At 58.2% G+C, this 24,787-nt stretch carries 26 protein-coding genes; 16 read left to right on the top strand and 10 right to left on the bottom strand.

Going from position 1 to position 24,787, the window contains the following annotated elements:
• Positions 1–27: 27 nt before the first annotated feature.
• The 9 genes from hycI to hycA form a co-directional block, all read right to left on the bottom strand.
• Positions 28–483, bottom strand: coding sequence for a hydrogenase maturation peptidase HycI (gene hycI, locus ACUY4S_RS05240; RefSeq protein WP_458022105.1), 456 nt, complete (start codon positions 481–483; stop codon positions 28–30).
• Positions 476–886, bottom strand: coding sequence for a formate hydrogenlyase maturation HycH family protein (locus ACUY4S_RS05235; RefSeq protein WP_458022106.1), 411 nt, complete (start codon positions 884–886; stop codon positions 476–478). The genes hycI and ACUY4S_RS05235 overlap by 8 nt, the downstream gene beginning before the upstream one ends.
• Positions 886–1,650 (bottom strand): NADH-quinone oxidoreductase subunit B family protein, encoded by a 765-nt coding sequence (locus ACUY4S_RS05230; RefSeq protein ID WP_312691334.1) that lies wholly within the window; start codon positions 1,648–1,650, stop codon positions 886–888. The genes ACUY4S_RS05235 and ACUY4S_RS05230 overlap by 1 nt, the downstream gene beginning before the upstream one ends.
• The gene (locus tag ACUY4S_RS05225) at positions 1,650–2,192 is read right to left on the bottom strand and encodes a formate hydrogenlyase complex iron-sulfur subunit (protein ID WP_312691333.1); all 543 of its coding nucleotides are present in this window, start codon (positions 2,190–2,192) and stop codon (positions 1,650–1,652) included. Before ACUY4S_RS05225 ends, ACUY4S_RS05230 begins: the two co-directional genes overlap by 1 nt.
• A 15-nt stretch (positions 2,193–2,207) precedes the next feature.
• Positions 2,208–3,920, bottom strand: a complete 1,713-nt coding sequence (locus tag ACUY4S_RS05220) for a hydrogenase large subunit (RefSeq protein ID WP_458022107.1) — start codon at positions 3,918–3,920, stop codon at positions 2,208–2,210.
• Between the two features lie 12 nt (positions 3,921–3,932).
• Positions 3,933–4,859 carry a respiratory chain complex I subunit 1 family protein gene (locus ACUY4S_RS05215; RefSeq protein WP_312691372.1) on the bottom strand — a complete coding sequence of 309 codons (927 nt, stop codon included), beginning with the start codon at positions 4,857–4,859 and terminating at the stop codon, positions 3,933–3,935.
• Positions 4,860–4,861: 2 nt separating this feature from the next.
• Positions 4,862–6,676, bottom strand: coding sequence for a formate hydrogenlyase subunit 3 (gene hycC, locus ACUY4S_RS05210; RefSeq protein ID WP_458022108.1), 1,815 nt, complete (start codon positions 6,674–6,676; stop codon positions 4,862–4,864).
• On the bottom strand, positions 6,673–7,281 hold the full coding sequence (locus ACUY4S_RS05205; RefSeq protein WP_312691330.1) for a 4Fe-4S dicluster domain-containing protein: 609 nt from the start codon (positions 7,279–7,281) through the stop codon (positions 6,673–6,675). Before ACUY4S_RS05205 ends, hycC begins: the two co-directional genes overlap by 4 nt.
• 97 nt (positions 7,282–7,378) lie before the next feature.
• On the bottom strand, positions 7,379–7,846 hold the full coding sequence (gene hycA, locus ACUY4S_RS05200; RefSeq protein WP_312691329.1) for a formate hydrogenlyase regulator HycA: 468 nt from the start codon (positions 7,844–7,846) through the stop codon (positions 7,379–7,381).
• Positions 7,847–8,046: 200 nt separating this feature from the next.
• Here hycA and hypA point away from each other — a divergent pair, with 200 nt between their 5' ends.
• From hypA to flhA, 6 genes are read left to right on the top strand one after another with little or no spacing between them, the layout of a single operon-like run.
• Positions 8,047–8,394 (top strand): hydrogenase maturation nickel metallochaperone HypA, encoded by a 348-nt coding sequence (hypA, locus tag ACUY4S_RS05195; protein ID WP_312691328.1) that lies wholly within the window; start codon positions 8,047–8,049, stop codon positions 8,392–8,394.
• A gap of 3 nt (positions 8,395–8,397) precedes the next feature.
• Positions 8,398–9,270, top strand: coding sequence for a hydrogenase nickel incorporation protein HypB (gene hypB, locus ACUY4S_RS05190; RefSeq protein WP_458022109.1), 873 nt, complete (start codon positions 8,398–8,400; stop codon positions 9,268–9,270).
• Entirely contained in the window at positions 9,261–9,533 is a 273-nt protein-coding gene (locus tag ACUY4S_RS05185; protein WP_312691326.1) for a HypC/HybG/HupF family hydrogenase formation chaperone, read from the top strand. Before hypB ends, ACUY4S_RS05185 begins: the two co-directional genes overlap by 10 nt.
• A complete protein-coding gene (gene hypD, locus ACUY4S_RS05180) occupies positions 9,533–10,654 on the top strand; it encodes a hydrogenase formation protein HypD (protein ID WP_312691325.1) in 1,122 nt (373 codons plus the stop codon). The genes ACUY4S_RS05185 and hypD overlap by 1 nt, the downstream gene beginning before the upstream one ends.
• A complete protein-coding gene (gene hypE, locus ACUY4S_RS05175; RefSeq protein WP_458022110.1) occupies positions 10,651–11,661 on the top strand; it encodes a hydrogenase expression/formation protein HypE in 1,011 nt (336 codons plus the stop codon). Before hypD ends, hypE begins: the two co-directional genes overlap by 4 nt.
• A gap of 45 nt (positions 11,662–11,706) precedes the next feature.
• A complete protein-coding gene (gene flhA, locus ACUY4S_RS05170; protein WP_458022111.1) occupies positions 11,707–13,779 on the top strand; it encodes a formate hydrogenlyase transcriptional activator FlhA in 2,073 nt (690 codons plus the stop codon).
• A 71-nt stretch (positions 13,780–13,850) separates the two neighbouring features.
• Here the strand turns inward: flhA and ACUY4S_RS05165 are convergent, their stop codons facing one another.
• Positions 13,851–14,195, bottom strand: coding sequence for a nitrous oxide-stimulated promoter family protein (locus ACUY4S_RS05165; protein ID WP_458022112.1), 345 nt, complete (start codon positions 14,193–14,195; stop codon positions 13,851–13,853).
• Between the two features lie 217 nt (positions 14,196–14,412).
• Here ACUY4S_RS05165 and ACUY4S_RS05160 point away from each other — a divergent pair, with 217 nt between their 5' ends.
• The 10 genes from ACUY4S_RS05160 to ACUY4S_RS05115 all read left to right on the top strand — a co-directional run bounded on the left by ACUY4S_RS05160 (position 14,413) and on the right by ACUY4S_RS05115 (position 24,714).
• The gene (locus ACUY4S_RS05160; protein WP_458022172.1) at positions 14,413–15,327 is read left to right on the top strand and encodes a LysR family transcriptional regulator; all 915 of its coding nucleotides are present in this window, start codon (positions 14,413–14,415) and stop codon (positions 15,325–15,327) included.
• 136 nt (positions 15,328–15,463) lie between these two features.
• Positions 15,464–16,891, top strand: coding sequence for an amidohydrolase (locus tag ACUY4S_RS05155; protein ID WP_458022113.1), 1,428 nt, complete (start codon positions 15,464–15,466; stop codon positions 16,889–16,891).
• Positions 16,892–16,902: 11 nt separating this feature from the next.
• Entirely contained in the window at positions 16,903–18,495 is a 1,593-nt protein-coding gene (locus ACUY4S_RS05150; RefSeq protein WP_458022114.1) for an ABC transporter substrate-binding protein, read from the top strand.
• A 12-nt stretch (positions 18,496–18,507) separates the two neighbouring features.
• Positions 18,508–19,581 (top strand): ABC transporter permease, encoded by a 1,074-nt coding sequence (locus tag ACUY4S_RS05145; RefSeq protein ID WP_458022115.1) that lies wholly within the window; start codon positions 18,508–18,510, stop codon positions 19,579–19,581.
• On the top strand, positions 19,578–20,510 hold the full coding sequence (locus ACUY4S_RS05140; RefSeq protein ID WP_458022116.1) for an ABC transporter permease: 933 nt from the start codon (positions 19,578–19,580) through the stop codon (positions 20,508–20,510). Before ACUY4S_RS05145 ends, ACUY4S_RS05140 begins: the two co-directional genes overlap by 4 nt.
• Positions 20,503–21,369 carry an ABC transporter ATP-binding protein gene (locus ACUY4S_RS05135; RefSeq protein ID WP_458022117.1) on the top strand — a complete coding sequence of 289 codons (867 nt, stop codon included), beginning with the start codon at positions 20,503–20,505 and terminating at the stop codon, positions 21,367–21,369. Before ACUY4S_RS05140 ends, ACUY4S_RS05135 begins: the two co-directional genes overlap by 8 nt.
• Positions 21,366–22,130, top strand: a complete 765-nt coding sequence (locus ACUY4S_RS05130; RefSeq protein WP_458022118.1) for an ABC transporter ATP-binding protein — start codon at positions 21,366–21,368, stop codon at positions 22,128–22,130. Before ACUY4S_RS05135 ends, ACUY4S_RS05130 begins: the two co-directional genes overlap by 4 nt.
• A gap of 60 nt (positions 22,131–22,190) precedes the next feature.
• Positions 22,191–23,483: an MmgE/PrpD family protein gene (locus ACUY4S_RS05125; protein ID WP_458022119.1), complete on the top strand. Its 1,293-nt coding sequence runs from the start codon at positions 22,191–22,193 to the stop codon at positions 23,481–23,483.
• Between the two features lie 122 nt (positions 23,484–23,605).
• Positions 23,606–24,214 (top strand): hypothetical protein, encoded by a 609-nt coding sequence (locus ACUY4S_RS05120; RefSeq protein ID WP_312691320.1) that lies wholly within the window; start codon positions 23,606–23,608, stop codon positions 24,212–24,214.
• Entirely contained in the window at positions 24,211–24,714 is a 504-nt protein-coding gene (locus ACUY4S_RS05115; RefSeq protein WP_312691319.1) for a surface-adhesin E family protein, read from the top strand. The genes ACUY4S_RS05120 and ACUY4S_RS05115 overlap by 4 nt, the downstream gene beginning before the upstream one ends.
• The last annotated feature ends 73 nt before the right edge of the window (positions 24,715–24,787 follow it).

Genomic DNA, 24,787 nt, shown 5'->3' with positions numbered 1-24,787 from the left:
CGCTGCGCCGGGGAACCGGCGCACCTGTCACAGCAGCTCGAAACCGCCGTTGCCTTGCCAGCTTGCCAGTCGCTGGTAGATGTCTTCCACGGCGGTTTTTACGGGCGGCGTCATCGGGTAGTAAAAACCGACAATATCCGGCTGAATGCCAAGAAAAATCACCTCACCGATATCCTCTTTCAACTGATCAATCAGGTAATTTAGCGGCATATTGTGGGTGGTCATCAGGAACATCTCGGCAATATCATCCGGATCGACCACCCGAATTTCACCAGGATTCAGCCCCATATCGGTGGCATCGACAATCAACAATCGCGTTGGATGCAGTTCGCGGATCGCCACCACGTCGTTCTCCGGTGCGCTGCCGCCATCAATAACCTGCCAGTCTCCCGGCGGATTTGCTGCGCACATGTCGGCTAACAGCGGGCCTGCGCCATCGTCACCCATCATGCTATTGCCCACGCATAACAACACGTTAGTCACGTAGTCTCCTTACCATCAGATAGATGGCGCTCTCCTGGTAAATATCATGCAGCATCGACAGCAGTGTCTGCGTCCAGACCCGTTGCTGCGCATTCTGCCGCGCCTGCGCCGCATCAAACGCGTTGGCCAGCATCATGATGTGGCTACTCTCAATCACGATTTCGCCGTAACGCGGTACGCCTTCCATCTTGCGGCGCGCCTCACTACCCGCTTCCAGGGTCGCTATCCACGCCAGATAGGCCTCCCACGGGCAGGTGAGTGCGGTTTCCAGGCAGTCGATCACGCCCAAATGGTGGCCAATCGCCAGACTGTAATAGACCACCTGCTGCGCCTGTTGCGGCGCGTTGTCATTTTCGTCGACAAACTTACGCCGCAGCTGGCTAAAGACCACCGATTCGCCCATCAGATTTTCGCCTCCTGCACCACCTGATTCAGGTGGCTGACAATTTCCGTGAGACGCGGGTCGTTCTCCTGCGCCAGCCAGCGCACCACTTCATGCTCGCCAACACTGCGCAAACGCAAGAAATCATCCGCAATTTGCCGACCGTAACGATAACCGGCCAGACGGCGCGCAGTGCGATCCACTTTCACGCGCAACGGCTGCACCATAGAGGGGTGCAGGATCTCCGCCGGTTGATCATCCTGCTCGCCGGGCGTACGGGCATGAATTTTTTGCTCAAGTAACCCCAACGCCATAGCAAAGCCATACAGTGTGGCGGCCGGTGTGGGCGGGCAACCGGGAATATACACATCTACCGGAACGATTTTGTCAGTGCCACCCCATACGCAGTACAGGTCGTGGAAGATACCACCGCTATTGCCGCACGCGCCGTAGGAGATACAGATTTTGGGATCCGGCGCAGATTGCCAGGCACGCAGCGCCGGGGAGCGCATGGCACGGGTCACTGCCCCGGTAAACAGCAAGATATCGGCGTGACGCGGCGAGGGCACCACTTTAATGCCAAACCGCTCTGCGTCGAACAGCGGCGAAAGCGTGGCGAAAATCTCGATTTCGCAGCCATTACAGCCACCGCAGTCAACACGGTAGACGTAAGCCGAGCGTTTGATTTTCGTCAGCAGCGAGGCTTTCATACTGGCGATAGACTCATCCACCGTCATCGGTACCGGGATCCCGTCCGCATCGCGCGGACCTATCAGCTGGCTCATTAGCTGGCCTCTCTCATATGGCGGGTCAAATCAATACGGTCAGAGGGCACCAGGCACTTCTGCCGTTTGCACTCCGGGCAGGTTTCAAAGCTGGCGCGGTGCTGTTCTGCACGGCTATCACCGTTGTGCGCAAGCAGCGCAATGGCGTAGTCGATCTCTTTTTGCACCGCAAACGGCCGGGCACATTCGCGGCACTGGCACAGCTCGAAGCGCGATTGCTGCAAAAAGTCAGCCTTGCTCCAGACTGCCAGTTCATACTCCTGCGACAGGGTAATGGCCGCCGTCGGGCATACCTCCTCGCAACGGGCGCAAAATATGCAACGCCCGAGATTGAATTGCCAGGCCAGCTCGCCCGTGGCGAGATCCGTCTCCACCGTGAGCGCATTCGACGGGCAGGCGTTGACACAAGCGGCACAGCCAATGCACTGCTGCGGCGTGTGCTGAGGCTTGCCACGGAAGTTTTTATCTACCGGCATCGGCGACAAGGGGTACGACGTGGTCGCGGTACCGGTTTTGATCACTTTTTTGATAAAGGTAAACATGGCTACAGCTCTCCCCTACCCTTTCAATGGCGAGTTCTTACGCTCGACCCCGTAACGCTCAAGTTCTTTGTAAGCCACCACTTTGCTTTTCTTCTTGCGCACATCGACCACTGTCATACGGTCGGTGCAGGAGTAGCAGGGATCGAGACTGCCAATAATGAGCGGCGCATCGGAGACGGTATTGCCACGCAGCATATAACGCAGCGTTGGCCAGTTAGCGTACGTTGCCGCGCGGCAACGCCAGCGGTACAACTTCTGGTTATCGCCCGTCATGCTCCAGTGAATGTCATCACCACGCGGCGCTTCGGCAAAGCCCAACGCAAAACGGTGTGGAATATAGGTAAAGCCCTCAACCATCAGCGGCCCGCCTGGCAGGTTATCCAGCCCGTAATCAATCATATTGAGTGCCGTCAGCACTTCATTGATACGCACTTTCAGGCGCGAAATCACATCGCAGCCCTGCTCAGTGTGGACCGCAACCGGCAGCAGCCCGTAGCCGACAAACGGATGATCGGCGCGGGTGTCGCGCGCGTGGCCGCTGGCGCGCACCATCGGGCCAACGTTACTGAAATCACGGGCGATTTGTGGATCGAGACGACCAATGCCGACGGTACGCTGTTCGATATTCGGCGTGCTCATCAACATCTCCACCAGCTCGGTCACGTCGCGGCGCATCTGCTGCGCCAGCTGGCGAGTCTGGATCATGTCTTCTTTCAGCATGTCGCGACGAATGCCGCCAATCAGATTCAGGCCGTACGTTTTACGCGCCCCGGTCAGGATTTCTGCCATTTTCATGGAGGCTTCGCGCACGCGGAAGAACTGCATAAATCCGGAATCAAACCCGACAAAGTGGCAGGCCAGACCGAGGTTCAGCAGGTTAGAGTGCAGGCGTTCCACTTCCAGCAAAATAGCGCGGATCATCTGGGCACGCTCAGGCACTACAATGCCCATCGCATTCTCTACCGAGGTGGTATACGCGGTGCTGTGGGCAAAGCCACAAATGCCGCATACCCGATCAGAGAGGAAAGTGACTTCGTTGTAACCCATACGGGTTTCAGCCAGCTTCTCCATCCCGCGATGGACATAAAACATACGGTAATCGGCATCGACAATGTTCTCTCCGTCGACAAACAGGCGGAAGTGGCCCGGTTCATCAGAGGTGACATGTAACGGGCCAATCGGCACCACGTTATTTTTCTTATCGCCCAGTTCATTAATAAACGAGTAAGTTTCCGCATCGGTGGTTGGTGCCGGACGCTGGCGGTAATCCATACTGTCTTTACGGAGCGGATAAAGTTCATCCGGCCAGTCATCCGGCAGCACCAGGCGGCGCTCATCCGGCAGGCCGACCGGGATCAGGCCGTACATATCGCGCACTTCACGCTCGCCCCACACCGCAGCAGGTACACGCGGTGTCACCGACGGATATTCCGGTTTCAGCGCATCGACCTCAATACGCACGGTGATCCAACATTTAACGCCCTGCTCCATCGACAGCACGTAATACACCGCGAAGTGGCCGTTCAGTTTGCGCTCATCGTTACCAAACAGCACCGACAGCCAGCCGCCCTGCTGGTAGTAGAGATACTCCACCACTTCTGGAAGGGAGTTGATTTTAATGGTAATGGTCAGTTGATCTTTGGTCTGCCACGCTTCATCCAGCACAACGCCAGGAAATTTCTCGTGCAGCGCAGCGAGATAGTGTCGACCGATTTTTTCTTCAGACATGCATAAACTCTCTTAATACGTCGCCAGTAAGGAGACGAACGCTAAAAAGGCGACGCCAAACCCGGCCCAGGTCACGCGTGACGTGGCGAGAAAGCGCAGACGCGCCATGCTATTTTCAAACAGCGCAATCACCAGCACGCCCAGAATCAATTTTGCCAGCGCCACCACTACCGCCAGCCCTAACGCTGCGATACTGAAATCACGCATCTGCCCCCAGGGCAGAAAGACGCCGACAAACATTTGCAGCACCACCAGTTGCTTCAGGCTGATGCCCCACTTCATTACCGCAAAACCGCTGCCGCTGTACTCCGAAAGCGGGCCTTCCTGTAACTCCTGCTCCGCTTCAGCAAGGTCAAACGGCAGTTTGCCCATTTCGATAAACGTGGCGAAGGCGCAGGCGCACAAGGCCAGCAACAGAGGAATGGAGCGATGCAGCGGCCAGTGGTAAACGGTATCGGTGATGGCGCTGATATGGGTAGAACCCGCCACCAGCGCTGCGACCCACAGCCCCAACAACAGAATGGGCTCCACCAGTACACCGAGCATCGCTTCACGGCTGGCCCCCAGCCCGGTAAACGGGCTACCGGTATCCAGCCCCGAAATGGCAAAGAAAAAGCGGGCAACGGCAAACAGATAAATCAGGGTAATTAAATCGCCCAGTTCGGGCAGCGGCGATGCCAGGCTCACCACAGGCAGCGCGGTCGCCACGGTGAGCATCACACCGGTCATGACAAACGGCGTCAGGCGGAATACCCACCCGGACGCTGCGGGCGCTATACTCTGCCGACCCAGCAATTTGAACAGATCGCGGTACTCCTGCAGCACGCCTGGCCCACGGCGGTTATGCAAACGTGCCCGCGCCACGCGGCTGATCCCAGAAAGTAGCGGCGCAAACGCAAACAGCACCAGCGCCTGTAAGACAGCAAACAGAAAACTCATCATCAGGCTCCTCGCGAAATCACGACCACCACCAGTACTGCCAGTTCGATCAGCGCCAGCCGACGGAACAGCACCGGTGCCGCCTCGGCCCGCCAGCCAGGAAGCGGCAGCGTTGGCTCCAGCCATTTCCGTAGTTTCAGCACGGGTGCAAAGGCCGCTTTCACGGGCATGGCGAAACCGTGCGCCGTAATGACCATTGATCCTTCATGGTCATAACCACACACCCACGCGCTTCCGCGGCGGCGGGCTGGCAAACGATCGCCCTTGCACAGCAGCATCAGCAGCAGTGGCAACAGCGGCGTGGCGATGAGCAGCAGGGCAATCATCGGCGGCGATACCAGCGTATTGGCGGTTTCCAGCGGCAACGGTACCGCGGCAAACAGCCGCGGCAGCAGCCAGGGGGCTGCCACCCCGCCCGCTACGCAGCACAGCGCCAGTGCGGCAACGCAGGCGGTCATCAGCCAGGGAACAGAACGCGGGGTTTCCGCCTGCGGGGTACGCGGCGCGCCAAGAAACGTGACGCCATACACTTTGGCCATACACATCACGGCCAGCGCGCCAGTGACGGCCAGGCCAACCGCCAGCAGCGGCCCGATAAGTTGCAGTGAGAACGCACCACTGGTGCTTAACCGGAAGAAAGACTGATAAATCACCCATTCGCCGGCAAAACCATTGAGCGGCGGCAGCGCGGCCATTGCCATCAGACCGACCAGCATCGCCAGCGAAATCACCGGCATCCGTTTGCCGATACCGCCCAGTTTTTCGATATCGCGATAGCCCGTGCCAAACCACAACGCACCGGCCCCAAGGAACAGCGTGCTTTTAAACAGGCTGTGATTGAACAAATGGTACAAGCCGCCCGTCAGACCCAGCGCGATGAGCGCGGGCTGTTGTAGCGCGAGCCCCGTAACACCCGCACCCAGGCCGAGCAGGATAATGCCGATATTCTCCAGCGTGTGGTATGCCAGCAGGCGCTGAATGTTGTGTTCCATGAGCGCATACAAGCCGCCGACAAAAGCCGTCAGCATGCCCAGCACCAGCAACACCCCACCCCACCACAGCGGTGGCTGACCGCCGAGCAGGGACAGACTAAGAATGCCGAACACCCCCACTTTCATCACCACGGTAGAAAAGAGCGCAGCCGCAGGCGCGGCGGCGTTCGCATGCGCTTGCGGCGCCCAGGCGTGCAGCGGAATGATCCCTGCCAGCAGACCAAACCCCACCACGCCCAGTAACCAGACATCGCTGCCCGGCGTTTGCCCGCTCAACAACAGCAGGTCAAGCGTGTGATATCGCTGCCACAGCAGCCAGCAAGCTATCGCCAGCAGGATCGTGCCGAAACGCCCCATCACAAACCACAATTTGCCGGACTCGCTACTCCCGGTGAGAAACACCGCGCTCAACGCCATGATCTCTGCCATCACCACCAGCGCGCCAAAGTTCGCTGCGCAGACAGCACAAACGGCAGCAGCCATCAGTAAATTGATCAGCAAGCCGTTGCTCTTTACTGCCTCATGGCGATGCCAGGCAATGTTATAGAGGCTGGTAAACGTGCTGCACACCCCCAGCGTTATCAGCCAGACCGCATTTAACGGCGTGACCAACAGGTGATAGTGAATGATCTGCATCGCGCCGCTCACGGGCTGCGCACTTAACAGTGTCATCACACCCGCCGCGGTGGTCATTACACCGCCCGCCGCGCCGCCAAGGCCAGCCAGCACACCGCTGAGCGCTTTGGCAGGGCTAAATAAATAGGCCAGCGCCGCCGCACAACACCAGACAGCAACCGCACTGCTTAACAAAGAGAGGGTCATCATTTCGCACTCCGGTTTTGCGCCTGAAACAGCGAGAGATCGCCATATCCAGTATTGAGAGTCAGTTCGCGCTTCCGACGGCTGGCGCGGGCCATGTCGCGGTTATTGACCAGATGCAGCGCCTTGGTCGGGCACATGCGCACACAGGCGGGGCCCTGATCATCGAAATGGCAGAGATCGCACTTCACGGCGATAGCACGCACCCCGGGAACCCAGTCGAGCAGGGAACTGACACGCGCAGGCGCAGGGGGAGCAGCGGGTGCTTTCGGTGAGTTGACGTTGGCGGGAATGTCCAGCGGGCGACTACCAGAAAATTCAATCGCGCCAAACGGGCAGGCAATCGCGCACAGTTTACAACTGACACACAGACTTTCATTTAACTGCACCGCGCCGTCAACGCGGTTAATCGCGTTCACCGGGCAGACGCCCGCGCAGGGCGCATCTTCGCAGTGGTGGCACTGCTGCGGCGCAGACTCATGTTCGCTACGCATTACACGCAGTCGCGGCATTGCCTGCAACCCTTGCGCGCGGTGCGTTTCGGCGCAGGCAGCTTCGCAGGTATGGCAACCAATACAGAGCGAAGCGTCGGCAATTACAAAACGGTTCACCAGCAAATCCTCAACTGATTCACCCGGCTTTCGGGCGGTCATTTATGACGAAACGTGTCACCCAACGTGTCACTTCGACACGTGTCGACACCCGGACTCAGGCCAGCACAGGTTGCTGACCATGGCTGGCAAGCGACGTGAGCGTGACCGGCGAGTCCGTTTCCATGGCGGTATAGAGGTTGTTGTAAACATCGGCGATCTTGCCAAGATAGTGCTCCAGCACTTTTTCGCGATCGCGATTGTTAATCACGCCGTCAATCAGGCCCTCACAGGTGATCTTCGCTTCGCCAATCAGGCGCGGGGCGCTACCGTCTTTGCTGGCCAGCGCGTATTCAATGGTGTGACCGTTAAAGCCCCCGGTGAGGGTGATGGAGACAGTGAAGTGTTCGAATAAGGCAAAGCACAGTTGATGTTCCGGCGCACTGCCAATGGTATGGTGCAAACGCGCCTTCGACAGCGTAATGCCCTGAACCAGCGTATTGCAGTAATCGCGCCACGCTTCCTGTAGTCGATGATGCCGCCCGGCGATATAGTCCGCCTTTTCACTCATTTCCCAAATCGTCATATCTGCTTACCCGGTTAATTGAAACAACGGCGGTAAAGCATCATCCATGCCAAATTTTAAACTATTGATTTTTATAACTTAAAATCACAAACCCTCGCCATTTCGACGTGTCATTTCGTCATGTTCGACATCGACACCGTGTCTTTTCCCACGCTGGCACTCTTATTGCATTAACGCGGCAAAGTTCCTAAGGAGGCGTTATGCACGAAATCACACTGTGTCAGCGAGCGCTGGAAATCATTGAACAGCAGGCCAGGGCAAACGGCGCGCATCGGGTTACCGGCGTGTGGTTAAAAGTCGGCGCATTTTCCTGCGTCGAAACCGAGGCTTTAACGTTTTGTTTTGATCTGGTGTGCCGTGGCACCCTGGCGGAAGGTTGTACACTGCACATCGAAGAACAACAGGCGGAGTGCTGGTGCGAGTCCTGCCAGCGCTATGTGACGTTGCTATCCCAGCGCGTTCGCCGCTGTCCACAATGCCACAGCGACCAACTGCACATCGTCGCCGACGATGGAATGCAAATTCAGCGACTGGAAATTGAGGAGTAAAGAATGTGTACAACATGTGGTTGTCAGGACGGTAACCTTTATATTGAGGGCGATGAGCATAACCCTCATTCCGCTTTTCGCGGTGCCCCCTTTGCTCCGGCGGATCGCCCGGCGCTGAAAATCACTGGCGTAAAAACGCGTGAGTTTAACCCGACCCAGCTCGATAACGGCGACCTGCACTATGGCCATGGCGAAGCCGGTACCCATGCGCCGGGCATGAGCCAGAAGCGCATGCTGGAAGTGGAAATCGACGTACTGGATAAAAATAACCGTATCGCCGCCCGCAACCGCGCCCGTTTCGCCGCGCAACAACAACTGGTGCTGAACCTGGTTTCCAGCCCCGGCTCCGGTAAAACCACCCTGCTCACCGAAACGCTGCAACGCCTGAAATCACGTGTCTCCTGCGCGGTGATCGAAGGGGATCAACAAACCGTCAACGACGCCGCGCGTATTCGCGCCACCGGCACGCCCGCAATCCAGGTCAATACCGGTAAAGGCTGCCATCTCGATGCGCAAATGATTGCCGATGCCGCGCCGCGTCTGCCGCTGGCGAATAACGGCATTCTGTTTATTGAAAACGTGGGCAACCTGGTGTGTCCGGCCAGTTTCGATCTGGGCGAACGCCATAAAGTGGCGGTGCTGTCGGTCACCGAAGGTGAAGACAAACCGCTGAAATATCCGCATATGTTTGCCGCTGCCTCGCTAATGTTGCTGAATAAAGTGGACCTGCTGCCGTACCTCAACTTTGATGTCGACAAGTGCATTGCGTACGCCAGAGAGGTCAACCCGAACATAGAGATCATCCTTATCTCGGCAACGCACGGCGAAGGCATGGCGAACTGGATTGACTGGCTGGAGACGCAGCGATGTGCATAGGCGTTCCGGGGCAAATCAGCGCCATTGACGGTTTACAGGCCAAAGTCGATGTTTGCGGCATTCAACGCGATGTCGACTTAACACTGGTGGGCAGTCACGACGACCACGGTCAGCCGCGCCTTGGGCAGTGGGTGCTGGTACATGTGGGCTTCGCCATGAGCGTTATTAATGAAGAAGAAGCCCGGGACACGCTGGCCGCGCTGGAGAACATGTTCGATGTCGAGCCGGACGTCGGCGCGCTGCTGTTCGGGGAGGCGAAATAATGCGATTTGTCGATGAATACCGCGCCCCGGAACACGTGATGCAGCTTATCGCCCACCTGCGTGAACAGGCGGCGCATCTCGCCTATACCCCAGCGCGCCCACTGCGCATTATGGAAGTGTGCGGTGGTCATACCCATGCGATTTTCAAATTCGGGCTTGATCAACTGCTGCCGGAAAATATTGAATTTATCCACGGCCCCGGCTGCCCGGTCTGCGTATTGCCGATGGGGCGCATTGATACCTGCGTAGAGATCGCCAGCCACCCGGAAGTCATCTTTTGTACCTTTGGCGACGCCATTCGCGTGCCAGGAAAAAATGGCTCGCTGTTGCAGGCGAAAGCGCGCGGCGCAGATGTCCGTATCGTTTATTCGCCAATGGACGCGCTGGCGCTGGCGCAGAACAATCCACAACGCAAAGTGGTGTTTTTTGGCCTTGGGTTTGAAACGACTATGCCCGCCACTGCCATTACGCTCCAACAGGCGAAAGCCCGCAACGTGAGCAATTTTTATTTCTTCTGTCAGCACATCACCCTGATCCCCACCCTGCGTAGCCTGCTGGAGCAACCGGATAATGGCATCGACGCCTTCCTTGCCCCCGGTCATGTCAGCATGGTGATCGGCACCGGGGCCTATACTTTCATTGCCGATGAGTTCCAGCGCCCGTTAGTGGTAGCCGGTTTCGAACCGCTGGATCTGTTGCAAGGCGTGGTCATGCTGGTTGGGCAGAAAATTGCCGCCGCCAGCCGGGTAGAAAACCAGTACCGCCGGGTAGTGCCGGATGAAGGCAATCGCCTGGCGCAGGCCGCCATTGCCGATGTGTTTGCCGTCGATGGCGACAGTGAATGGCGCGGACTGGGGATCATTGGCGAGTCGGGTGTACACCTGACGGCAGAGTACCAACGTTTCGATGCCGAACGCCATTTTCGCCCGGCGGTGCAGCAGGTATATGACGATCCGCGCGCGCGCTGCGGCGATGTGCTGACCGGTCGGTGCAAACCGCACCAGTGCCCGTTGTTTGGTAACACCTGTAATCCACAAAGCGCCTTTGGCGCGCTGATGGTCTCCTCGGAGGGCGCATGCGCCGCGTGGTATCAATATCGTGCTCAGGAGTGTGAAGCATGAATGACGTTCAACTCGCTCATGGCAGCGGCGGCCAGGCGATGCAGCAGCTTATCAGTCAGTTGTTTCTGGAGGCTTTCGCCAACCCGTGGCTGGCGGAGCAGGAAGATCAGGCGCGTATTGATCTCTCTGCGCTCGCCGCAGGCGGCGACAGGCTGGCGTTTTCAACCGACAGTTACGTTATCGATCCGCTGTTTTTCCCCGGCGGCGATATCGGCAAACTGGCGGTGTGCGGAACGGCGAATGATATTGCCGTCAGCGGCGCAACGCCGCGTTATCTCTCGTGCGGGTTTATCCTCGAAGAAGGGTTGCCGATGGCCACCCTGAAAAGCCTGGTCGACAGCATGGCGGCGACGGCCCGCAGCGCCGATATCGCTATTGTCACCGGCGATACCAAAGTGGTGCAGCGCGGCGCAGCAGACAAAGTCTTTATCAACACCGCGGGAATCGGCGCAATCCCCACAACGATCCGCTGGGCAGCACAGTCGCTGACGCCAGGCGATGTCCTGCTGGTGAGCGGCACGCTTGGCGATCACGGCGCGACGATCCTTAACCTGCGCGAAGGATTGGGGCTGGATGGGGAATTAATCAGCGACTGCGCGGTGCTGACGCCCTTGATCGCCACTCTGCGCGACATCCCAGGCGTCAAAGCCCTGCGTGATGCCACACGCGGCGGCGTCAATGCGGTGGTGCATGAGTTCGCCGCCGCCTGTGGGTATGGCATTGAACTGAACGAACGGGATCTTCCGGTGAAACCGGCGGTGCGCGGCGTATGCGAACTGCTGGGACTGGACGCGCTAAACTTTGCTAATGAAGGCAAACTGGTGATTGCCGTCCAGCGCGAGGCCGCAGAGCAGGCGCTGGCACAATTACGCGCTCACCCTTTAGGGCGCGACGCAGCAATCGTGGGTGAAGTGGTCGAACGCAAAGGTGTACGACTGACGGGACTTTACGGCGTGAAACGCCTGTTAGATTTGCCTCATGCCGAGCCGCTTCCGCGGATCTGCTGATTTTTTATTTTTTTACACCTGCGGGTGTGTTCCTGGATTAGCAAAATGTCGTATACACCGATGAGCGATCTCGGGCAACAAGGGTTGTTCGATATCACGCGTATTTTACTCCAGCAGCCGGACCTGGCTGCGCTTAGCGAAGCGCTGACCCGCCTGACGCGGCAGGCGGCGCTGGCAGACAGCACCGCCATTGTGTTGTGGCATGCAGACAGCCACCGCGCCAGCCGCTACGTCGTGCAGACGGAAGATGACAGCGCCGCCTACGACGACCGGGCGCTGCTGGCAAGCGGCCCGATACGGCATATTCTCTCTCATCCTCAGGCGCTGCATTGTACCGCGCAGGCATACGCGGAAAGCTGGCCGCAACTGGCGCAAAGCGGGATTAATCCCCCCTTCGCGCACTATGGCCTGCTGCCGCTGGCGTCGGAAGGGCAGATTTTTGGCGGCTGTGAATTTTTTCGCCGCGACGATCGCCCCTGGACCGCCAAAGAAGCCGATCGCCTGCATACGCTGACGCAAATCGTGGCCGTGGTCGTTGAGCAGTTACAGAGCCGCGACCACCCGACGCCGGATTACGAACTGCTGTGTCAGGAGCGGAACGATTTTCGTATTCTGGTCGCCATTACGAATGCGGTGCTCTCACGGCTGCATATGGACGAACTGGTCAGCGAAGTCGCCAAAGAGATCCATTACTACTTCGGCATCGATGCCATCAGTCTGGTCCTGCGCGGGAGCCGCAAAGGCAAACTGACTATCTACTCAACCCATTATCTGGACGAAGCCGATCCCACCCACGACACCCAGGAAGCCGATGAAGAAGGAACGCTGACCGAGCGGGTGTTCCACAGCAAAGAGATGTTATTGCTGAACCTGCATGAGCGCGACAAACTCGCGCCCTACGAACGGATGCTGTTTGAAACCTGGGGCAATAAAATCCAGACCCTGTGCCTGTTGCCGCTGATGTCGGGCCAGAATCTGCTGGGGGTTCTCAAGCTGGCGCAGTGCCAGAAAGAAGTATTCACTCAGGCAAACCTGAAACTGCTGCGCCAGATTGCCGAGCGTATTGCTATTGCGGTTGATAACGCGCTGGCCTACCAGGAGATCCACCGCCTGAAAGAGCGGCTGGTGGATGAGAACCTTGCCCTGACCGAACAACTTAACAATGTCGACAGCGAATTTGGCGAGATCATCGGGCGCAGCGAAGCGATGTTCAGCGTGCTTAAACAAGTGGAGATGGTCGCACAGAGCAACAGCACAGTGCTGATCCTCGGCGAAACCGGCACCGGCAAGGAGTTAATTGCCCGCGCCATCCACAATCTGAGCAATCGCAACAGCCGCCGGATGGTGAAAATGAACTGTGCGGCAATGCCCGCCGGTCTGCTGGAAAGCGACCTGTTCGGTCATGAACGCGGGGCATTTACCGGTGCCAGCGCCCAGCGTATTGGCCGCTTTGAACTGGCGGATAAAAGCTCATTGTTCCTGGATGAGGTCGGCGATATGCCGCTGGAGTTACAGCCCAAACTGCTACGTGTATTGCAGGAACAAGAGTTTGAGCGGCTCGGCAGCAATAAACTGATCCGCACGGATGTCCGGCTTATCGCCGCCACTAACCGCGATCTGAAAAAGATGGTTGCCGATCGTGAGTTCCGCAGCGATCTCTACTATCGCCTGAATGTCTTCCCGATCCATCTGCCGCCGCTGCGCGAGCGACCGGAAGATATTCCGCTGCTGGTGAAAGCCTTCACCTTTAAGATTGCCCGCAAAATGGGGCGCAGTATCGACAGCATTCCGGCAGAAACATTGCGCGTACTGAGCGCCATGGAGTGGCCAGGCAACGTGCGCGAACTGGAAAACGTCATTGAGCGCGCCGTCCTGCTGACGCGCGGCAACGTCCTGCAACTGTCGCTGCCGGAAATCAGCGTACCGCAGACGCCGTCGCCAGAGCCTGCAGAAGTGGCGCGCGAGGGTGAAGATGAATATCAGTTAATTGTGCGGGTGCTGCGCGAAACAAACGGCGTGGTGGCCGGGCCAAAAGGCGCTGCACAGCGTCTGGGGCTGAAACGCACGACGCTGCTGTCGCGCATGAAACGGCTGGGCATTGATAAAGAGACATTGTAACGACAGCCCCTGTGTCACAGGGGCAATCGGGCCTGTGCGTAGTTATGCGGGCCGGAGCTGCGGCTGCTCCGCTAGCCTTTGCGGCGATATTTCTCGGGGAGCTCGGGGACCGGGCGCCTGTCGTCAATCAAATGGCGCACAGTGAGCAGAGGGTGCCGCCAGAGCATACGCGGCCCGGCCCAGCGCATAATCTGTTTCATCTCTTCACGTTTTGCCGGCTGGTAGCAGTGCACCGGGCACTGTTTACAGGCCGGCTTCTCTTCGCCAAACACACATTTATCTAACCGTTTTTGTGCATAGGCATACAGGTCCGCATAGTGCGTCGCACTGCTGACCGCATCCGGGCAGGCGCGATGATACAGCGCAATCATCTTTTGGATGGTCAGTTTTTCCCGCAGGATACGTGGGCCAGACATTACGAGCACCTCCTCAATAAGATGCATGAATAATACAACTTAACGAGGCCGGGTTGCACCCCATGAGTGCATTTTCTGCGCAATGATGGGGGCAATGACAACCCGCCGTCGCCACAGCCAGCGTCATTCCCCGCCTGCAACACTGGCGCGTTTCTTGCGTAACTCTCTTTCTGTTTCACCTGAAGACGTTTTCCCATTCATTTCACAAGGTGCCGCTATGGAATTGAAATGGTTCGAAGATTTTCTCAGTGTCGCCCGCAATGTCAGCTTCACCCGCGCGGCCGATGAACGGTATATCACCCAGTCTGCACTCAGTCGCCGTATTCGCCAGTTGGAGGAGTGGCTGGGCGTTCCGCTGTTCGATCGCAAAACTTACCCGGTGACCCTCACGCCAGAGGGGGAGACATTTCTGGCGACCGCCACCGAAACCGTGTTTGCAATGACCCACCTGCGTAACGATCTGAACCAGCGCTTTCGCTCACGCACGGCGGTGCTGCGGTTTGCCATGTTGAATACGCTGTCTCTGACCTTTTTCCCTGACTGGATCCAGCGCCTGAATCTGCAACAGCAGTTGGGCTATATCCGCATGTGTAACTCGAAACCCAGTTTTGTGGAGCATATTGCAACCCTGCACAGCGGTGAAACCGATTTTCTGCTGACTTACGCCCATGACGCGGTGTCGCTGATCCACCAGCTTACCCCTTACCCGATGATCCCCCTTGGGCGCGAGTGGGCTATTCCGGTCTGTCGGCCAGACAGCGACGGCCAGCCGCTTTATCCCATCAGGCCTGGTGGGCAACCGATCCCCTGGCTGAGCTACGGCAGCCACTCATTTTTTGCGCATGCGCTGACGCAGCTACTCAGTGAGCGCCCGCTGCCGCTGGAGGCGGTCTATGAAAATGGCATGTCCGCCAACCTGAAAGCCATGACGCTGGCAGGCGGCGGCGTGGCATGGCTGCCGTTAAGCCTGGTACACGAGGAGCTGTCGAACGGTGCGCTGGTGCGTGCGGGTAGCAGCGATTGGGAGATCACACTGGCGATCCGCCTCTATCGCCAGCCAGTACTGCGCAACCCGGAGGCGGAACAACTTTGGCAGTTGATCCAACTCAGTGAAACCGCGCATGCCGCGTGATAGCGCCAGACTATGCAAAAACGGAATAGCCGGTGTGAATTGCTCATTGGCGCTGCCAAAACATTTTCCCTCATGCTGGTGGTACAGCAACGCGCAAGGCGTTGGAACTATTGCGAGCAACCAACAGGGGAGCACCATGGAAAACAAAGCGTTAGTCTGGAAGTGGGTGGAAGAGTACCAGCAGGATTTCTGCGATCTCAGCGACCGTGTATGGGGCATGCCCGAGATCTGTTACACCGAATACCGTTCGGTAGCCGAACATACCGCCATGTTGAAAACGCAAGGCTTCCGCGTGACGGAGAACGTGGCAGACATTCCTACGGCTGTCATGGGCGAAGCCGGCCAGGGCGGGCCAATTATTGCGTTTCTTGGGGAATATGACGCCCTACCCGGCCTGAGCCAGGCTGCTGGCGTCGCACAATATTCCCCCCTCCCCGGTAACGGTCATGGCCACGGTTGCGGGCACAATCTCCTCGGCTCCGGCGCGCTGTTGGCCGCCACCGCGTTAAAAGCCTGGCTGGAAGAGACCGGCACACCGGGACGAGTGCGCTACTACGGCTGCCCGGCGGAAGAAGGCGGCGCGGCCAAATCGTTTATGGCGCGCGCCGGGGCATTTGATGGCGTCGATGTGGCGATCACCTGGCACCCCAGCGCACACCATGAAGTGGCGAAACCGCGCTCACTCGCCAATACCCGCATGGACTTTTTCTTTACCGGCCGCTCCTCACATGCGGCGGCATCGCCGCACCTGGGCCGTAGCGCGCTCGATGCCGCAGAGCTGATGAGTGTCGGCGTCCAGTTTTTACGTGAACATGTCCCCCAGGATTCGCGCATTCACTACGCCATGCTCGACGCAGGCGGCATTGCGCCGAATGTGGTGCAGGCCAAAGCGGCTGTACGTTACGCCATTCGTGCCCGCGATGTTCACGCCATGTTTGAACTGAACGAACGCGTAAAACGCGTTGCTCAGGGGGCAGCAATGATGACCGACACTCGCGTGGAGATCAGCATCATGAGTGCCGTCTCCAACCTGCTTGGCAACCGACCGCTGGAAGAGGCCATGCAGCGCAATCTCGAAAGCCTCGGCCCGGTGCCATTCGATGCCGCTGACCAGGCTTTTGCCGCTGAGATCCAGGGCACACTTTCAGAGGAAGAGATCGCCAGCTGCTACCGCAAAACTGGAATCAAACCCGCGCACCCCAAACCGCTAAGCGACTACATCATCCCGCTCGATACGCATGGCGAGGTGATGATTGGCTCCACCGATGTCGGCGACGTCAGTTGGGTGTTGCCCACCGTGCAGGCGCATATTCCGACTATGGCGATTGGTACGCCAGGGCACTCCTGGCAGCTGACTGCACAAGGGAAAATGCCCGCCGCCCATAAAGGCCTCGCTCATGTGGCGAAAGTGATGGCAGCAACGGCGGTCGATGTACTCACCGATAAGGTTTTACTGGCACAGGTGAAAAAAGCCCACTTTGAACAGATCAGCGAAAAACCGTACCACTGCCCTATCCCGGCAGAAGTGACGCCCCCCATCCAGCCACGCCCGGACATCGTATAAGGAACCACGAGATGAAATACACACCGATTGCCCTTGCGCTGGGGTTGAGTTGCGCATTGAGTTCTGCTTCGCAGGCCGCCACACCGCCGGATTCGCTAGTTATGGCCTGGAACATTGACGCCATCAGCACCTGGGATCCGGCGCAAATAGGTGAAGTGGTCACCAGCGAAATTTACGCCAATACCTGTGACTCGCTGGTGGATTTTGAGGCGAAAGATGAGAAGAAACTCAGACCATTGATGGCGAAAAGCTGGGACGTGTCGGACGATCGGCAAACCCTCACGTTCCACCTGCAAGATAACCTGAAATTCCCGGATGGCACACCTGCCAGCGCGGGCGATCTCGCGTGGTCAATGCAGCGTGTCGTCAAACTGGGCTATGGCAATGCCGCACAGATCACAGAGTATGGCTTTAACAAAGAGAATGTGGACAGCCGTATCACCGCGCCGGACGACAAAACCCTGGTCATCAAACTGGACAAACCCTACCCAACCAGCCTGATATTACAGGCCATTGCCGCTGATAAAGTCTCGTCACTCCTGAACCGTAAAGTCGTGGAGAAAGCCGCAGTCGATGGCGATTTCGGCCATAAATACCTCACCTCCCACACTGCCTGCGTCGGCCCCTATCAACTGGTTCGCTGGAATGCCGGTGAAGGTGTGATGTTACAGGCTAACGATCACTACTGGGGCAAACCCCCGGTGCTGAAGCGCGTGCTGATTCGTCATGTCGCAGAAACCGGGACACAACGCCTGTTACTGACGCAGGGCGATGTTGACGTTGCCCGCGATCTGTCGGCAGACGATCTGAAAACCCTCGACCAGGGCGGCCAGGTTAAAGTCAGCAAGGTCCTGAAGCCCCAGCTTTTTTTCTGGACCTTTAATAATGAAGATCCGATTTTTAAAAATGAAAAGGTACGCCTCGCCATGCGCTACCTGATCGATTACGACGGCTTAGCCAACAGTGTCATGCCGTATCTCGGCGTGCCGCGCGCAAGCTTCGTACAGATTGGCGCCTTCGGCGCGCTGGATGAGAAAGCGGGCCAGCCGTTCAAACTCGACCTGGCGAAAGCCAAACAACTACTGAGCGAAGCCGGTTACCCGGAAGGTTTCAGCGCCTCGGTGATCTTCGGCACCCTGCCGCACTCCGCGCCGATTGCCCAGAGCATTCAACAGAATGCGGCGAAAGTTGGCGTCAAACTGACGCTCGAACGCATGGCAAATGCCCAGTTATTTAGCCGGGCACGCGGACGCGAATTCCAGAGCGCAATGATGGCCTGGCAGACCTCGGTGCCAGATGCCCACGGCAATGCCTCGCGGCTGGTGTATAACCCTGACAACCGTAAAGAGGCGCGCGCCACGCAGTATCCCAGTTGGCGTGCGGCCTATTACGACGCGCAAATGAACCAGAAAGTCGACACGGCGCTGCTTGAGCCGGACGAGAGCAAACGCAGCGAGAAGTATGCCGCGTTACAACGTGAGGTCATGGAGAAAGGGCCAATGGCCATTATGTTCCAGATGTATAACAGCGCGGGTATCAGCCCGGGCGTGAAAAACTGGACCTGGAATGGCTTCCGCGTCTGGTATGGCGACGCAACGAAGTAACGGAGGTTGCTGATGTCTCAGGTGATTGCACCCACCACGACCGAAACGCTCCCCTCACCGCGGTGGCGACAGCTGCGGCGCGTGAGTCGGGGAATACTCTCCATCTGCTGCACGCTGCTCGGACTGGCAGCGCTGACCTTCTTTATAGGTCGGTTGCTGCCTATCGATCCGGTGGTGGCGGTGATTGGCGATAACGCCAGTCATGAAGCTTACGAGAAAATGTACCAACAGCTCGGGCTGAACCAGCCATTGTGGAAACAGTTTGTCGATTACGTCTGGCAGTTGCTGCACCTGGATTTTGGCACCGCGCTGACCACCAGTCAGCCGGTGGCGCAGGATATTGCTCGCGTCTTTCCGGCCACGCTGGAACTGGCGACCGTTGCAGCCATCATCGGCGTCGGCCTCGGCATTCCCGCCGGGGTTTACGCCGCAATGTACCGCAACTCGTGGTTCGATCATCTGATCCGCTTTGTCGGCCTGCTCAGCTACTCTACACCGCACTTCTGGCTCGGCCTGATGGGGCTGCTGCTGTTTTACGCCACCCTTGGCTGGATTGGCGGGCCGGGGCGCATCGATTTTATCTACGAGTTTGAGCTTCATCCGGTGACCGGGTTCTGGCTGCTGGACAGCCTGCTCAGCGGCAACTGGGCAGTCTTTAAAAATGTCTTTGGCCATATCATCTTGCCCGCCTCCATCCTCGGCCTTAGCGCGCTGGCTTATATCAGCCGTATGACCCGCAGTTTTATGCTTGAACAGCTCTCGCAGGAGTACATCATCACCGCCAGGGTGAAAGGACTGTCCTGGTCACGTTGTGTCTGGGTTCATGCCTTTCGCAATATCGCGGTGCCGGTAGTGACCGTGGTCGCACTCTCCTGGGCGTGGCTGCTGGAAGGCGCGGTACTGACAGAGACGGTGTTCGCCTGGCCGGGATTTGGCCGCTACCTGACTAATGCGTTGCTGGCGGGCGATATGAATGCCGTCGTTGGTTGCACGTTGCTGACCGGCGCGATTTTTGTCGCCCTCAATCTGCTGTGCGATCTGCTGTATCGCCTCTTCGATCCCCGCACGCGACAGGAGGAGCAATGACCGATTCGATTAAATCGCTGCGTGTTCGCCCGCGTCAGGGCCTGCGCGCCTGGCTTAGCGACCCCGCCCCGCAAACACCCCTGCAAGCCAGAGTGCAACTGGGCTGGATCCAGTGGCGGCGCTTTTGCGCTAACCATTCCGCGCTGTTTGGTCTGTTGGTGTTACTGACCATCCTCGCCGCTGCGCTGTTTGCGCCGTGGCTGGCCACGCACGATATCTATGCACAAAATCTGGCGCTACGCCTGCAACCACCGGGCGCAGGGCACTGGCTTGGCACCGACGAACTGGGGCGGGATATCTTCAGCCGGTTGTTATATGGCGCGCGCATTACGTTGTATATCGCCGGGTTAACAGCGCTAATTATCACGCCGTTAGGGCTGCTGGTTGGCGCAACGGCCGGATTTCTCGGCGGTTGGGTAGATACGGTGTTGATGCGGCTGGTGGATATTTTTCTGGCTTTCCCCAGTCTGATCCTCGCGCTGGCGTTTGTCGCCGCGCTGGGGCCCGGCATTGAGAATGCCATTATCGCGATTTCCCTCTCCGCCTGGCCGCCGATAGCCCGACTGGCGCGCGCCGAAACGCTGGCGATCCGCAACATGGACTACATTGCCGCCGTGCGCTTACAGGGGGCATCCGCCTGGCACATTATTTTGCGCCATATCATGCCGATGTGCCTGCCGTCGGTGGTGGTGCGCGTCACGCTCAATATGGCGGCGATTATCCTCACCGCCGCCGGGCTGGGTTTTCTTGGCCTGGGTGCGCAGGCACCCAGCCCGGAATGGGGGGCAATGCTGGCCTCCGGACGCGAATTTATGCTGAACAATGGCTGGATTGCCGCCATTCCCGGTTTAGCGATTCTGTTCACCAGTCTGGCCTTTAACTTGCTGGGCGATGGCCTGCGCGACGTAATGGATCTCCGCCATGAATAATCCGCTGTTAGACATTGAAAACCTGAGCATTCTGTTTAAAGGTCCCCATGAAGATCACGCCGCGGTGCGCGACGTGAGTTTTCAGGTCGGCCGGGAAAAAGTGGCCATTGTCGGCGAGTCCGGTTCGGGCAAATCCCAGACCTGCCGCGCCCTGCTTAAACTAACCCCCAAAGCAGGCCACGTGCACGCCACGAAGATGCGCTTTGGCGACATTGACCTTCTGCAGGCCAGTGAGCGGCAGATGCGCGCCATTCGCGGTGACCGTATATCGATGATCCTGCAAGATCCGCGTTTTTCACTCAACCCGTTAATGCGCATTGGCGAGCAGGTTGCTGAAGCCTGGCGGCTTCACCGCCAGGTGAGTAAAAACGAAGCCCACAACAGAGCACTGGAGATGCTCGAATCAGTGCATATTCGCGAGGTGGAGAAAGTGGCCCGTCTCTACCCGCACGAAATTTCTGGCGGTATGGGGCAGCGCGTCATGATTGCCATGATGCTGATCCCGGAGCCGGATCTGATCATTGCCGACGAACCCACCTCCGCACTGGATGTCACGGTACGCCGTCAGGTGCTGAGCATTCTGGATGAGCAGCTGCAACGCCGCCAGACCGGACTGCTGTTTATCACTCACGATCTCAACCTGGTGTCACGCTTTTGCGATCGCGTGCTGGTGATGTACGCCGGGCGCATTGTTGAAGAGATACGCGCCGACCAACTCGACAAAGCCAGCCATCCTTATACCCAGGCGCTACTCGCCAGCCAGCCAAGGCTGCGTGATCCGGTGGAAACACTCAGTGTGCCAATACGCGATCCGGCCTGGTTGAATGGCCCCTGCTACCGTCACGGAGTTGCCCTATGAACCCAATCCCCAGCGCAGATCGCGCACTCGAAATGGTATCACTCGGCATCGCTTTTGGTCAGGACAGCCAGCGCCGCCAGGTGGTGAACGATGTGAGTCTGATGCTGGCTCGCGGCGAGAGTTACGGCCTTATTGGCGAGTCAGGCTGCGGAAAGTCCACCATACTGCGAGCGCTGGCGGGGCTGAACACGGACTATCGCGGCCATATTCTGTTTAACAACCGTGAGCAGCAACCGCAGCGCGACAAGCCTTTTTACCGCCAGGTTCAGATGGTTTTTCAGGATCCTTATGCTTCGCTGCACCCACGAAAAATGGTGTGGGCTAGCCTGCGGGAACCCCTGCAACTGCACGGCATGGATCGCCATGAGGCGCGTATTAGCGATGTATTACACGCTGTCGGCCTGTCGGATACCTTCCGTTACCGCTACCCGCACCAGCTCTCTGGCGGCCAGCGCCAGCGCGTGGCGATTGCCCGGGCGTTGATCCTTGAACCCTCTGTACTGCTGCTGGATGAACCCACCTCAGCACTGGATGTCTCGGTCCAGGCGGAGATCCTTAACTTACTCAGTCGTATGCGCCAGCAACGCCACCTCACCTACTTGCTGGTGACGCATGATCTGGCGGTAGTCACCCATCTGTGCGGGCGGGTTGGCATTATGCACCAGGGCAGACTGCTGGAAGAACTGAGCGCCGATCGCCTGCGGCGTGGCGAGGCACACGAACACTACACACGGGAATTTTTGGCCGCCAGCGAGGCATAACCCGGTTTACAGCGCGATGACGGCGGGCACACACCGCTGCTATGACAAGGAGTAAGCACCATGACGTTAATCGAGACGCTGGCGCAGTGGTGCGCCGCACCCGGTAGCTTCAGCCCGCAGGCCAGGCAACTGGCCTGCGAGGCGATTATCGACACCCTCGCCTGCCTGGTGGCCGGGCAGGATGATTTTGCCACCCGCGCCGTGGCCGAGACGCTGGGCGGCACGCCGCTCAGCATGGCGCAGAGCGCACTGCTCAATGCCACGGCGGCGCATGCCATCGACTATGACGATAACTTTACCCCCGGCATGAGCCACGCTTCAGCGGTACTGGTACCGGCATTGCTCCCGGTGGCGCTGGCGCAGAACAGCCCGGGTTGCGCGCTGATTGATGCTTACCTGATAGGTTTACAAGCTCAGGCGTTTATTGGCGACGCCATCGGATACGGTCACTACACCGCTGGCTGGCACGGCACCTCGACCCTTGGCTGTATTGGCACGGCGGCGGGCGTCGCGGCGCTAATGGGCGGCGATGCACAGGCCATTGCCCGCACGCTGAGCATCGCAGTCAGCATGGCCAGCGGCGTTAAAGGCCAGTTTGGTACGCCGCTGAAACCTTTTCACGCTGGAATGGCGGCACGCAATGCCGTCGAAGCCGCCCTGCTCGCCCGCAGCCGGATGCACGGGCGGCTGGATATTCTGGAGTGCCCGCAAGGGTTCGCCGAACTCTATGCGGGTCATCTGAGCCTACCAACGTGGCTTTACCACCCCCAGCATGTGATTGAGCGCATTGGTGTAATGCCGAAAAAACACCCCTGCTGCGGCTCGACACACCGCATTCTTGACGCGCTGGGCGATTTACAGGCACAGCACTCTTTCCGCGCTGACGAGGTCGAACAGGTGCACTGTCTGGTGGGGATTGCCAACTGGCGGAACCTCGCTTATCCGCAGCCGGCGGATGAAATGCAGGCGCGGTTTTCCATGCCTTACTGCGTGGCGCTGATGCTGGAAAAAGGCATGCTCAGCGTCGCCGATTTTACCCCACAGGCGGTGGCGTTACAGGCCGATGCACAGAAGCTGGCGCGCATTACCATGAGCGCCTGGACGGCGGAGCAAGAAGCGGAAGATCCGGCGTTGCCCCATGTGTTAACGCTGACGCTAAAAAATGGCCGCACCCTGCGCCATTCGCGCCTGCACGCCGCCGGTTCACGGGAAGAGCCATTCAGCGCGCAAGAACGCGCCCGCAAGTTTTTCGACTGCTGCGCCCGGCTGCAAGATGCACCGTCACTGTACGACCAACTCACCCGGCTGGATCACTGCACGGATATCCATTTCGCCCGCTCCCTGCTGCTATAGCCCCTCTCTGCCGCTGCGGTCAACGCAGCGCGCCGGATTGCCTCTCCCTTGCCAAAACTTCTAAAGAATTCCGTCTGATTAACGATAAATTAATCACTCAAATTTATAGGTAAGGATGCTTTATGCACGTCCGTTTGATCTCTCTGGCGCTGTTGGCCCTGGCGACAACCGCCACAGCAACTGCGCAAACCCTCCCGGAAAGTTTACTGCGCTGTGACAGTCAGTTTTTTAGCGAACTGTACGCGCAACGCGCCGCCTTAGCTCACACCGCACCGCTGAAAACCGATAAACAAGGCCACGCCTGGTTTGTTGCGCCTAAAGAGGGGGAAGATGTGGTGTGGTTTACACAGCCACTCAAGGTGCAGCAACTGACCATTTCCGGTTACTTCATGCGTACCAGCGACGGCGATGAACTGGGGAAATTCTATTTCTGGGGACTGGTTTTTGACCAGCCGCCGCAGGCTATCGTCAGCGCCCTGCCGAATGTGAAATGGCAGCAGGATGGCAACAATTACATCGTGGAGCCAATGATCAAACGCGTCGGCGATAAAGCATGGCAACACAATACCGGCGCGGCCAGCGGCATCGCGCCCGGCAAGAACAGCGTTGAGAAACTGGCAATGCTGGAAACCAGCGGCGACAAATCGCAACTGTTATGTACGCTGCAGGGCAACGTCACCGACGAGGATTTACTGCCGCTGCGCCCGGATCTGAAAGGCAACCACAAATGATGAAACCGCTGTGGTTATGCGCCGCACTGCTGCTGATGACGGGCTGTGCCAGCGTGAATAAGCCTGCTGTACCGGCGGCGAAAGCGCGCCCGCATGGTCTTATCAAAATGCTGGAAGATGAAACTGGCGGCACCTATGCAGATATGCGCACCGTCTCCACTTACAAGGGCAACACGCGTCTGCGCCGTCTCTGGCTGATTAATAATTATGAGCAAGGCGGCCTGTACCAGAAAAACCCGCCCATCTCGGTTTACAGCTCACGCGCCATTTATGTTTTCAACTGCGATACGCAAGAATACGCCCAGTTCGAACGCATCTACTTTACGCAGCGCTGGGCCGAAGGCGACAAAGTGTTTAAACGCCACAGCATCGGCCAGTGGCAGCCCTATCCGCAGGAGTCGTTAATGGGGATTGTCGCTGCGGCCGTCTGCCTGATTGACCCTGCACGTCTGAAGCCGGAACCCCCGCGTGATACCGACACGCCAGACGTTGGCGATTGATACCGTAAAATACAGAGCAGCAGTAAAAGACTCAGGGGGCAATTGTGCCCCCTTTTTCACACCGCAACCCCGG

This window comes from Kosakonia beeri (assembly GCF_054165705.1).
This window is presented reverse-complemented; position numbering and strand designations above follow the sequence as displayed.